The following is a 12,295-nucleotide window of genomic DNA, read 5'->3' as shown; positions in this document are numbered from 1 at the left end:
ATTGTTTGATTGAAACTCAGTTGAGTTAGAACAATAATCTTAATAACATCGGTGCGGCTGTTTCTAACATCCCCAAAAATCCACCCCTGGGTTTATTCGTGTCAGGATTTTGTCGGTATTCCAAGGTTTCTACTAACTGGAGTGAAATTTGTTCTCCCTCTGGAGAATTTAAGGTTTTATACAATTGTTGAGCTTGTTTTGCATCTCCAATTGCCCCGACTAAATCTCCTAAATCTGCCCGTGCCATACTTCGACCAAAATAGGCTGCCGCTAAATTGGGATCGAGTCTTAAGGCTTGATTATAAAAATCAATGGCATTGACATAATGACCTGACTTGGCTTCCGTCACCCCTAAACGGTAAAAGTCCTCAGCACTGCCACTATTGGCAGGAAGCCCGACCACACCCACTAACTGAGCATTGTTGAGACTTTTAGGATCTAAAATCGCATTAGTGAGATAGGAACTTCTTAAATCTGTTCCATTAAGAATAGCCCCTGTGAGATTGGCACCCGTTAAGTTAGCCCCAAATAAACTCGCTCCAGTCAAGTTAGCCCCTCGCAGATCTGCCCCTGTTAGGTTTGAGCGACTGAGATTAGCACCTACCAGGTTGGCTCCATTGAGATTAGCACCGACTAAATTAGCCAGTACCAAACCCGCACCACTGAGATCACAGTTCTGACATTGTTTTGTGGCGAGAAGTTTTTGAGTTTCTTCTAAATTTTCTGCTTTTGCTGGAGTTAGAGGACTCAGTACCACTAACAAAGCAACACCAGCTATCATTCTCTGTTTCATAGGACAGATGGCAAAAAAGGGCGTTGTCGCTATCATAAAATATTTTCAGGGTTTTTGCTATCTGCTGACTAGAAGTTAGGAGTTAGCAGTATTGATAAGAATCACAGTTAAACTGTGAATTTGATCACACCTATAGGGGTTTTTGCGTCACTGCCAAAGAGGGGAATTGAAGGAATAATAAGAACCAAGATCAGCTGCGTGTAGGTGATACCCATGTTGGTGAGTGAATCCACAGTTAGTATCGAAGGATTGGTGAATCAAATTTTTTCTTCGCGCAAAATCACCCGAAGTGACCAACGAGTCCTGATGTCGTTATTACTCTCCAAAAACGACTTAAGCTTAGAAGAACATTCCTATATTGATCAAGTCTTTGAACGCCTTCGGCGAGGATTAATTCATGTTGTAGATTAATGATTGATCAATCCTGATGAAATCTCCTCAACAAAAATTTACTTTAAAAATTCTGTCCCTCCCCTGAATAAGGGGAAGGTTAAGGCGGGTTTAATTAAGATGCTGTCGAAGCAGTAACAGCAGTTTCTTTTTCAGAATTAGACCCCTGAGTTCCTAACTGAATCAGTTCAATTTTATAACCATCGGGATCTTCCACAAAGGCGATAACTGTTGTTCCGTGTTTCATGGGGCCAGGTTCACGAGTAATTTTACCCCCTGCGGATCTAATTTGTTCACAAGTTCGGTAAATATCATCGACACCCAGGGCGATATGACCATAACCTGTGCCGATTTCATACTGTTCTACCCCCCAATTATAGGTTAACTCAATCACGCTCTGCTCGGATTCATCACCATAACCCACAAAAGCTAACGTAAATTCACCCCCTGGATAGTCTTTTTGACGCAGCAGTTTCATTCCTAAAATATCGCAGTAAAACTTGAGAGAGCGGTCTAAGTTTCCGACCCGTAACATCGTATGAAGGAGTCTCATGTTGATCTAGTCCTGATGATTGATTTAAGATGCATTTCATTATATTAATAAAACCGATTAAATCGTAGTAAGCCCTTTAGGGCTTTTTCTTAGAAACAGAGTCCTGAAGGACTCACTACTTTTAGGCCCCCATTCCTGAATATTGTTTTAGTCCTTGTTTCCATAACCAACGATTGATGATAAAAAATAAGGTTCCCCACAAGAATATCATCAATAAACCTCGAACTATATCAACGGGAAATCCTACAATAATAGAAGCTGGAAAATAAACCAGATAGGGAAAGGGAGTCCATAAGGTCAGTTCCCGAATCAAGGGCGGAAACACTTCTAAAGGCGCAATGATTCCTGATAGAAATAAATAAGGTAAAGACCAAATTTGTTCAATAGCACTCGCTCGTTCTGTCCAAAAGGAAAATAAAGCCAAGGTATATTGAATAATAAATCGCAGCATAAAAGCCAGGATTAAGATTAATAAAAATAATAAGCTTTGTCCTAAACTGGGTATCCAAAAGGATTGAGGATAAAGGGCAAAAAATAAAAGAATTAGCCCTGCAATAAAGGGAAGACGAGCAAATCGTTCCGCAATATGGCTGAGAAAATGATGCCATACGGGATCAATGGGCTGTAATAATCGAGGGGATAGTTTCCCTTGAACGACTTCTTTTTCAAATTCCCAAATGACCCAAACAACATTAGCTTGTCTAACAATAAAGGCGGCTAAAAAATATCGAGCAAATTCAAGTTCACTCAGTTCAATATTTTGGGTTTGGGAGGCTTTAATCCAAATTCCCATTAAAATAAAAGGCAAGGAACCAGACAATGCCCATAAAAATAGTTCGGCTCGATATTCAACCATGTAGGCATAGTATGTTAGCAGTAAAGTTTGAGCTATTTTCAAAATATATTTCATAAAATTATTCAATCAAAATTATTTTTTTTATTAAAGGTTTGGGTTCTTTGTTGAGCATAAATAATTGTTTGATTTTTAACCATTGCTGTTTTCGATTTAAAATGGAAGACAGTAACAATTTCCAAGCTTTGGGAGATAAAATAGAGGCTGATGACAAAGAAAAGGCATTCACTATTTTAGCTTTTTTGAGGGCGACAATACTCCAATGTAATTTGAGATAATTACGGATATCTTGAAGAGTAGGAAGATGGATTTTATGTTCTCTCTGAACCAGTTGATAAAGTTTTTCTTTGATTAATATATTTGTATCCAGTCGTTTTTCTAAAGAAATCTTTTGATTATAAGCTCCGGGCCATATTGTTCGATAAGCTAAACATTTATTAATAAAAATGGCATCGCCAAATTGAGAAATTCTAATCCAAGAATCAATATCATCACAGTTAGCATCTAAACTGGAATCCCATCCCCCGGAGTGAATAAATGCGTCTTTGCGATAGGCGACTTGAATGGGCGTTCCAAAGGGAATTTGCTCGAGAAGCATTCCATAATGAATGTCTTCTTGGGGAATATAAAAAACTTTTCCAGGGCCAATAATTCGAGTTCGACTAAGTTCTTTTTCGCTGGGATCAACTTGGGCAGCTTGACACGAACAAATCACAACTTGGGATGTAGACGTTTGACTTTTATGAATTTGATAGGCACTAATTGCCTGAATCATTTCTTCAATACAATCTGTTGCTAAATAATCATCATCATCTACGGGTTTAATCCACTCTCCAGACGCTACAGCAACTCCTGCGTTCATCGTGGCTGAATGACCTTGATTAGTAAGGTTGCGATGATAAACCAGTCGATAATCCTCTTTGGTTTTTAAGGATGCCGATAATTCTCGAACATACTCTTCAGTACCATCCGTTGAACAATCATCAGCAACAACCACTTCACACGGCACAGTTTGATTTAATGCACAATCAATTGCCCGTTTCAGTAAAGTTATTCGATTATAGGTTGTAATCACGATGCTAAATTTCATCGTACTGCCTCGCTTAAGAGTCTGCTCATTCAGTTGTTATTTAGCCTAACACATCTGCTCACTCTTCAGGAATTGATGAGCTACGCTTGTGTTTTAGATGTGTTTAAAAAGTTGTCTTAGTCTCGATTTTTGAAAGGCAGATTACAACGTCTAAGTTAAACAAAAAATTAACGTTTATAAATAAGTTCTATTTTTAAGAAAAAATAAATTTAATAACAAGTAAATTATTAATTTTTTTTATAAAAACTCTTCCTAAAAAAGTTAACTAATCAATTTTTATCCAAGATCCAGTGATAGAATTTAATGATTAATTAACTTTTGAGAAAAAGTATACCAGATTTATTCCTCTGTTGACAAGTATAACAACGCTTCCCAATCTTCTGCTTGAGCCAAGCATCCTTTTACCGCAGTCTCTTGTCAAGGTTAGTCCCTATAAAAAAATTCTACGCCTCTTTCTGGGTCAGGAGAACGTAGAACCTAAAAGTTATAAAATTTAACAATTATTCCTCCCTTAAGGGGTTACAAAAGTGCCGTGTAAACCGTAAGGAATATGATGTTTTAAGTGTAATCGGGCAATCACTCCTTGAGTCAAGTCTCGACCATCCAAAATCACAATATCTGAACGATGGTGATGGGAATCATAGACCACCGTTAACAGCCATCCATCATCTTCTGCGATCGCATTTTGACGCGGAACAAATACAGGTTCACTCACAAATCCTTCCGGTGCAGCACTCCACAATTGACGCTGATTGGTGTTTAAATCTAGTTTGAGAATTGCTTGTAATGGTGCATTTCCTTGGGGAGAATGGGCGGCTCCTAAATATAAATAACGGTAAGGTCTACCCATTAAATTTGGATGTAAAGCTGGAAATTCACAACAGCGAGATTCAATTCTATTCTTCTCTACATTTCCAGTAGTTAAATCTAAAGAAAAACGCCAGAGTTGTCCTGGATTTAAACGAGAAAAATCTGTTTCTCGATAATCGTCATTGGGGCGAACTTCGGGGAGGGATTCGTAACAGATAGAATCTACAATAATTCTATCGCGATCTTCATAAGCATTGGCGTGATGGAATACAAAACCCGATGAGGTTTCAAAATATTTAATTTTGCTCGAATTACGGGGAATCCCAATAATTTTAGTCGGTTCTTTGGGTTCAAATTTAACACATTCCCCTGCTCCTGAGAATCCCAATAAATAGGGAATGGGATTAAATTTTACTGGATTTTGGAAGAAAATACAATAATTTGGAGTCATGGCAAAATCGTGAATAAAGGCAAATCCTGGAACAGAATGAACCTGTTTTTTTAGTAATTTTCCTTGAGTAGAAATTTCATAAATTGTAATGAGGGTGGATAACCTCGGTTTAATCGAAAAATTGACTAAACACGGTTCACCGCCATTTTCTTCACAATTTGGATCAATCCTAACATGAGCCGCAAACCCATCTCCGGGTTCTAAAATCCCATCTAAATCATCAATTCCTAGGGTTTCTAAGGTATGCGGATCAAGTCGATACGGTTGAGCCGCTTCCCACAACGCTAAGAGTTTTCCCGCCCAATAAATGACTTGAGTATTGGCAATATTTTTAATTCGTAAATCCATAAAATTTGCCAACCAGCCGCCCGGTTTTTGAGTTCCAAAAACACCCCGATAGAGAATTTTTCCTGCCTTTTGTTCTTCTACATAACCTTGGGTTCGCACAAATCGATTACAATAATGGGCACGACCGTTGGTAAAACGAATCGCAGATATCATGCCATCCCCATCAAAAGGATGACGAAAAGCTTGTCCATTAATGTCTAATAAACCGGGGCCATTGCGATAAAGGGTTCCTTCTAATTCGGGAGGAATTTCTCCCTCAATATCATCAATCCAGTAATCATATTCATTCGGTTGAGACAGATAACCTTTTTGCCAAGCTTGGAGATCGTAGGATAAGGAGTCTGAGGAATTGGAAGAGGTAGAAATCAGATTCTGCATTTTAGATAATCAGGTTAAAGGTTGACAGTTAATTGTTCCCGTTCAGAGGAGGCAAGGTTAAGACTTAAAGGTTCTATTTCTGCATTATTATCGGGCAACCAATGAATGAAAAGAAGGGGTAATAAGGTGCTAAGATTGGTTACAATTACCAAGAGCCATAATTGGTTAAAGTTGGTTTCAGTAATTCCAAACCAATGGGTCAGTAAAGCCCCCAATTCATAAGAAATTAATACGGCTGAATTGGAAACAGACATTAATAAGGCAAATAACGTGGCTTCTATCCCAGGGGGACATAAACGGGCTGATAATACTAAAACAGGCATATAGGCAATTTGCCCCATGACGGCCAAAATCAAACTATCTCCTAAACTAAACCAATGATCATCAATCCCTAGGACACGATTGGTATGGGTCACTAATAACAACATGGTCATCCCCAATACCGTTGAGATCAGGGTTGACCAGAAGAAGATGTTCCGAAAGGAAACCGACTTAAGAAAGCGTTGAAATAACCAAACTCCCACCAAAGAAGCAAAACTGGTCACTAAACGAACTCGCCCTAAAAATTCCGGTTGAAATCCTAATTCATTCGTCGTAAAAAAGAAAAAAGCAGCATCAGCCGTTGGTGTTGATTGCAAAACAAAAATAAAGGCTGTAGGCAACCAAATCGATTTTTGTGTTATGGCTTGACGCAAATTTTTGAGTTGAGATTTGATTCTTTTTCCGTTCAAGTTTTCCGGTATAACTTCTTCTGTAATCAATCCGGTCACTAAGGAAACAATTAAGGGAAAAGTAGCGGTCATTAGAAATATCGTTTGAGGGTTAAATTTTTCTAACAGATAACCGCTTAAATAAGCTGTAATTAATCCTCCTATTGCCATTGATCCCCAACAAGCTGATTGTAAAGACCCGATATGACTGATAGATTCATGACGCGCTCGTTCCACAACCAAAGAATCAACAATCACATCGCTAATCGCTACAGAAAGGGAACTTAATATAATTACACCCGCAGCCGCCCAGGGAGTATGCACAATTGTAGCCAGAGCAACCCAGGATGAGGCTCCTAATAGTCCCGATAGAATTAAATAGGGGCGACGACGATAGCCAAAAATCGGTAAACCGTCGGAAATGAACCCAAATAAAGGTTTTACAACCCAAGGCAGGGGGACAATTCCCAGTAAAACTGAGACTTCTACTGGACTCATCGCCAATTCATCCTTGAGGAAAAAACTCACTGCTAAACGAGCCAGTCCTAAGATTCCTTGGACAAAGTACACCAGTAAAATGGCGATCAGTTCTGGGGTGGGCTCATTGTCAAAAAATAGGGTCTTCTGAAAGAATTGCTGGAGTTTCTCGATGCTTGTTGAAGCCATCAGGATTAAGTTAAGAAAGATTAAGAAATGTGAATATCTTGATCATAACCTGTGGACTGTTGAATGGGTACAGTTGAGTGTTGGCGGTTGCCCATTCCCGATGATCTGATTGGGTGACCCGGGAGCAAAAATATGAGTTTTGAGTCTATAGACTTGGGATTCTACAAAAATAAAGGAACTTATCCAATCAACTGCTGATCCAGAAGATCGGCAGTTTTTCTGTGTAGTTCACATCTTAGAATTCGTTCAGTGTTAATCTAGCTATACTAAGTATAATGAGGGTTTTGCTCAATAGAATATCAACTTGTCCTTAATCGGTTTCATCCTCTCAGTGGTGGTCAATGGCTCATTGTCCGTCCATCTCAACCCCACAGTCCTATTCTTTGGGAGATAGCTATGTCAGAACGTGATGATTTCCTGTTTCCGCGCAGTCGCTACCACGGAGAATTTACGCCTGAGAAGTTGGTTTTTAATTCCAACTTGCAGGAATTTGCCCAGCGAGTCAACTATATTTGTGGACTGGAAACAAACGGAAAAGTAACCTCAGAGGAAGCTTATCAACAAATCAAACATCTTTGGAAAAAATTACGCTCATCAAAAAAAAGCCTAGGAATTGGGCAATCTCCTGATGAACCCCCGGAAAATCGTTGATCTCTAACGATGAGGAGGCATTGTCGGCTAAGATCACAAGTTGCCTATTTGTTATTTTAGATCGATAAAATGCCTAGCACGTTTACTGTCACCGTTCCGGCAACCACCGCCAACTTAGGGCCAGGATTCGATTGTATTGGAGCCGCCCTAACCTTATACAATACCCTGCAATTTTCCCCCCTAGAAACCTCCACAAACCAGACGCTTCGCATTACGGTTCACGGCACAGAAGCGGCAGGAGTGCAAACGGATGAAAGTAACTTGGCTTATCAAGGCTTTGTGAAGCTTTATCAACATCTGGGTCAAACCCCCCCTCCCGTTCAAATTAAGATTGATTTAGGGGTTCCTTTAGCAAGGGGTTTAGGAAGTTCGGCTACGGCTATTGTTGGGGGACTGGTGGGGGGTAATGCGTTAGCCGGAAATCCTTTGAGCCCAATGGATATCCTGCAACTGGCCGTTGAAATGGAAGGGCACCCGGATAATGTGGTTCCGGCGTTATTGGGAAATTGTCAATTATCCGTCTCCAGAGGGGAAAACAGTCCAGGGTGGGAAATTTGCGAAATTCCTTGGCATTGTAAGATTGTACCCGTTCTGGCAATTCCCGATTTTGAACTCTCAACGGCAGAAGCCCGAAGCGTTTTACCCCAAACCTATAGTCGGGGAGATGCTATTTTTAATACAGCCCATTTGGGGCTATTAATTCGGGGCTTAGAAACCGGAAACCCTGAATGGTTAAGGGTTGCACTACAGGATAAAATTCACCAACCCTATCGACAAGCGTTAATTCGAGGCTTTGATCAAGTTCGTGCTGCTGCGTTGAATGGGGGTGCTTGTGAATTAGTGATTAGTGGTGCTGGGCCAACGTTATTGGCGTTAACGGACGAGACCTCTGCCGATGGGGTTGCAGAAGCGATGACCCAAGCTTGGCAACAAGCAGGTGTTCACCCACAGGTTAAAGTTCTGCAACTGGATACTCAGGGGGCAACGGTTCAGTCATCGGTTTTGTAATCTCTGGAAATGTAGCGATCGCATACACTACTTCCCCAGTCTTCCCATAGCGTTTAAGCTGTTGTTAAATGCGATCGCGTAATTCCTCNCCATCAAAAGTTATCAAAAAACAATTGAACTTGCACCTCAACTCATCAGAGCTTATAATAATTTAGGATGTTTATGGATAGAAAGTGAAAAATATTCCCAAGCTATTGAAATTTTGAAACAAGCCACAGAGCTTGACCCTGAACAAGCGGAAATTTATAATAATTTAGGTGAAGCTTATTTAAAAAGTGGAAATATAGATGCAGCAATCAGCAATTATTTACAAGCAGTTAAGCTTCAACCCAATTTCGTTAAAGCTTATGAAAACTTAGGGAGTATTTTTTCTCAGAATCAATTGTTTTCTCTAGCGTTGCAATATTTAGAAGCAGGGTTAAAGATTCAACCGGATTCGATTTCGCTGAAAAGTCAATGTGCAACCCTATTGCTGGCTCAAAAGAAACTCGAAGAAGCTATCATTTATCTTCAAGATATTGTAGCTTTAGAACGACCTTGGATCACCGCCTATTGTCAAGCATCAGAACAGTTTAAAACAGAAGATCTTATGGAGCAAGTGACAAGAGCTTGTGGTCAATTTTTGGGAGAATTACAAAAATCTAAACCAGAAATAAATTCTGTTAAAAAATATTTAGCTCAAACTTATTTAAATTTAGCCAATGTTTTATTAACATATCGCAATTATCCCATAGCCGAACACTATTATCAACAGGCTATTGATACTCAGTCAGAATTAACGGAAGCCTATATTAATTGGGGGAATTGTTTAACAAAACAATGGCGTTTTAACGCCGCTGCTTTGCAATATCATAAAGCTTTAACCCAACAACCTAATCAGACAGAACTTTATCAAAAAATTAGTGAGGTTTTAGAAAAACAGCAGCAAGTTGAACAGGGGAAGTTAATTTTCAAATCAGCCAAAGAACGCTATCAATTCAAACTTCCTAATTCAGTTACAAAAACCTCTGATCCCAATCAGCCTAAATGTCAAGGTTTAGACTGTAAACCCTGCTTAAAAAGAATTCGTCAACAGTTTAAACCTCAGTTAATTGCACCCGGAATTGAGCAGTATTTTGCTCCCGAAAATTTACTAGAAAACTCTCCTAATTCTACGGTAACGCTCATTCCTCAAGGACGAGCTTGGGTCGCTCCTCAAACCCATTGGTGGAATGTCTGTAATGCGATCGCAATTTTCAATTCAGACAATGAATTAATTCCCGAATTGTCTCAATTTTATCCGACTCCTTTACCCGGATGTAAAAATTATGATTGGAGTCAACATCAGGTTTTTGGGTTAGATGAGCTTCCACCCCTAAAAGTCATTCAAGGTCGTGTTGTGGTGTTATCAGGACTATCAGGAAATGTCTATTTTCATTGGATGGTTGATATTTTACCCCGAATTAAAATTTTACAAGAAAATGGCATTGATTTAAACACAATAGATGGGTTTTTAATTAATTCAACAAAACAAAGCTTTCAACGAGAAACCTTAGAAAAAATTGGAATTCCGGCTGATAAAATTATAGAAAGTGATCAAGTTTCTTATTTGCAAGCCTCTAGTTTAATTGTCCCTTCCTATCCGGCTTCGGTGGGTTGGGTTGTCCCTAATACGATTAAGTTTTTGCGAAGTTTATTTTTAACTGATATTTCACCTGAAATAAAATCCTATCCTAAACGAATTTATATTAGTCGCAACCAAGCTCGATATCGACGAGTTTTGAATGAAGGANACCGTAGGGGCAATTCATGAATTGCCCCTACGGTCAGGGTTTGAGTCATAGAGGTTATTACAACCGATTTAGACTTGCTATAGCTCCGTATTTATACGGAAGAAAAAATCCGCAAAAATCTCTCTTGTCAAATAAAGTTTTACCAGTTATAATCATGGCAATGTGTCCTACATTTAAAACACTGTTAAGTTATTAAACTATCTCGCAACGATGTATTTCCTGTTCCCTGTTCATGCTTTGCATCAGTAGGTAGGCAGGAAAAAACGAAAGTAAGTACGTGGTCATAATTAAAGTTCAAATGATAAACGCTGTAAGTCCTTCAGAATAAGGGGTTTGGCTTTTTGTTAGTTGACGTTATTTATGCCCACCTACTTATGTACAGATAAAAGCAAGATCAACACGCCATGAAGTTTGAAGAAGCACTGTACCTTGTACAAACTACTCTGGAGTCCAAAAAAGGTAAACAATTGACTCCTTTAGAACAAGAAATCCTCAAAGTGGCTTGGAACAACGAATCCTATAGCAACTTAGCCGAACGCTTATATCTCAGCATCGGCCATATTAAAAATTTAGCTTTCATATTATGGCAAAGCCTTTCAGACCTTTTTGGGGAAAACATTACTAAAAGCAACTTTCGGCGGGTTATAGAAGTAATAAGTGCCACACCCACCTTTTCTGAAGCTAAAATAACCAGCCATGACACTGCTGAGGAAAAAAGTTCAGGCTTCAAAGGTAATATTTTAATTGTTGATGACCTGACTGAAAACCTGCAATTTTTAACAGATGTGTTGAGTAAAGAGGGATATAAAGTTCGCTGTGTTACTAATGGTAGGATGGCATTAAGAACAATCCATAATAACCCACCCGACATCATTTTACTCGATATTCAAATACCGGAAATGGATGGGTATGAAATCTGCAAAATTCTAAAATCTGATGAAATAACCTCAGAAATTCCGGTGATTTTCTTAAGTGTATTAGATGAAACTTTTGATCAAATCAAAGCCTTTTCAACTGGTGGTGTTGATTATATCACAAAACCGTTTCAACCCGAAGAAGTGATTGCTCGGATTCAAACTCAACTAACAATTCAACAACAAAAATATCAGTTCAAAGAGCAAATTGAACAACATCAACAAACCATAGAAATTCTGTATCAATCTCGCGCTTTACTAGCAAATTTATTAAATAGTTTAGAAGATGGAATTTGTGTTCTCCAAGCTTTGAGAGATCCCATCACTAAAAAAATTAACAATTTTCATGGACTGGTGATTAATCCGATTTTTGGGAAGTTATTAGGTCAAAAACGACAAGACTTGATCGGTAAATTTCCTCTCAAAAATTTGCTCAATCAACTGACTCCCAACCTGTTTTATTCCCTTGTAGCAGTCGTTGAAACGGGAGAAGCCATCCAGCAAGAATTTTATTGGGAAAATGATCACGTTCAGATTTGGTATTACTTGACGGCGGTAAAATTTGGAGAAGGTTGTTCGATTCATGTCCGCGATATTACTGATTTTAAGTTATTAGGTCTTCGTTGGTTGACATTATTTATGCTCCCCTACTTAGGGTCTGACTCCCCATTAAATTCCAGCACTAAAACAATTTGACAACTATCTTTGGGTAGAGATCTGACTTTTGCAACGGAAAAATATGACTTTTCTGACTGACAGGATGGGTAGTGAGAACCCATAATAGAGAAAAGGATACAGCTTTAGAAGTTTTTAGAGCAGTTATTGCTATAAGTAGGGAGGCTTTATAAAACCTTCCTATACAAACAACTGTGAATTCTTCCAACGCTCTCTAATGACTTATCTAAGCC

Annotated in this window: 11 protein-coding genes; 5 read left to right on the top strand and 6 right to left on the bottom strand. The window is 38.9% G+C overall.

Features of this window, described 5'->3' with window-relative positions:
• Positions 1-25: 25 nt before the first annotated feature.
• The gene (locus tag PL9214_RS08485) at positions 26-793 is read right to left on the bottom strand and encodes a pentapeptide repeat-containing protein (protein ID WP_072718721.1); all 768 of its coding nucleotides are present in this window, start codon (positions 791-793) and stop codon (positions 26-28) included.
• Positions 794-1,006: 213 nt separating this feature from the next.
• On the opposite strand from PL9214_RS08485, the gene PL9214_RS08480 reads away from it, so the two are divergent.
• The gene (locus PL9214_RS08480) at positions 1,007-1,204 is read left to right on the top strand and encodes a hypothetical protein (protein ID WP_072718323.1); all 198 of its coding nucleotides are present in this window, start codon (positions 1,007-1,009) and stop codon (positions 1,202-1,204) included.
• Positions 1,205-1,298: 94 nt separating this feature from the next.
• On the opposite strand, the gene gloA is transcribed toward PL9214_RS08480, so the two are convergent.
• The 5 genes from gloA to PL9214_RS08455 all read right to left on the bottom strand — a co-directional run bounded on the left by gloA (position 1,299) and on the right by PL9214_RS08455 (position 7,042).
• A complete protein-coding gene (gene gloA / locus PL9214_RS08475) occupies positions 1,299-1,736 on the bottom strand; it encodes a lactoylglutathione lyase (protein ID WP_072718322.1) in 438 nt (145 codons plus the stop codon).
• A gap of 121 nt (positions 1,737-1,857) precedes the next feature.
• The gene (locus PL9214_RS08470; RefSeq protein WP_072718321.1) at positions 1,858-2,646 is read right to left on the bottom strand and encodes an ABC transporter permease; all 789 of its coding nucleotides are present in this window, start codon (positions 2,644-2,646) and stop codon (positions 1,858-1,860) included.
• Positions 2,647-2,650: 4 nt separating this feature from the next.
• On the bottom strand, positions 2,651-3,679 hold the full coding sequence (locus tag PL9214_RS08465; RefSeq protein WP_072718320.1) for a glycosyltransferase family 2 protein: 1,029 nt from the start codon (positions 3,677-3,679) through the stop codon (positions 2,651-2,653).
• 511 nt (positions 3,680-4,190) lie between these two features.
• A complete protein-coding gene (locus PL9214_RS08460) occupies positions 4,191-5,666 on the bottom strand; it encodes a carotenoid oxygenase family protein (RefSeq protein ID WP_072718319.1) in 1,476 nt (491 codons plus the stop codon).
• Between the two features lie 14 nt (positions 5,667-5,680).
• A complete protein-coding gene (locus PL9214_RS08455) occupies positions 5,681-7,042 on the bottom strand; it encodes a folate/biopterin family MFS transporter (RefSeq protein ID WP_139295000.1) in 1,362 nt (453 codons plus the stop codon).
• A 396-nt stretch (positions 7,043-7,438) separates the two neighbouring features.
• Between PL9214_RS08455 and PL9214_RS08450 the strand changes: the two genes are divergently transcribed.
• The 4 genes from PL9214_RS08450 to PL9214_RS08435 all read left to right on the top strand — a co-directional run bounded on the left by PL9214_RS08450 (position 7,439) and on the right by PL9214_RS08435 (position 12,083).
• Positions 7,439-7,693, top strand: a complete 255-nt coding sequence (locus PL9214_RS08450) for a DUF7219 family protein (RefSeq protein WP_072718317.1) — start codon at positions 7,439-7,441, stop codon at positions 7,691-7,693.
• Positions 7,694-7,762: 69 nt separating this feature from the next.
• Positions 7,763-8,701 carry a homoserine kinase gene (gene thrB / locus PL9214_RS08445; RefSeq protein ID WP_072718316.1) on the top strand — a complete coding sequence of 313 codons (939 nt, stop codon included), beginning with the start codon at positions 7,763-7,765 and terminating at the stop codon, positions 8,699-8,701.
• A gap of 91 nt (positions 8,702-8,792) precedes the next feature.
• Positions 8,793-10,493 (top strand): tetratricopeptide repeat protein, encoded by a 1,701-nt coding sequence (locus PL9214_RS08440; protein WP_306341359.1) that lies wholly within the window; start codon positions 8,793-8,795, stop codon positions 10,491-10,493.
• A gap of 384 nt (positions 10,494-10,877) precedes the next feature.
• The gene (locus PL9214_RS08435) at positions 10,878-12,083 is read left to right on the top strand and encodes a response regulator (RefSeq protein WP_072718314.1); all 1,206 of its coding nucleotides are present in this window, start codon (positions 10,878-10,880) and stop codon (positions 12,081-12,083) included.
• Positions 12,084-12,295 lie beyond the last annotated feature (212 nt).

Source organism: Planktothrix tepida PCC 9214, from assembly GCF_900009145.1.
GTDB classification, from domain to species: Bacteria; Cyanobacteriota; Cyanobacteriia; order Cyanobacteriales; family Microcoleaceae; genus Planktothrix; species Planktothrix tepida.
Note: the sequence above shows the minus strand (reverse complement) of the source record. Positions and strands in the feature narration are given on the sequence as shown.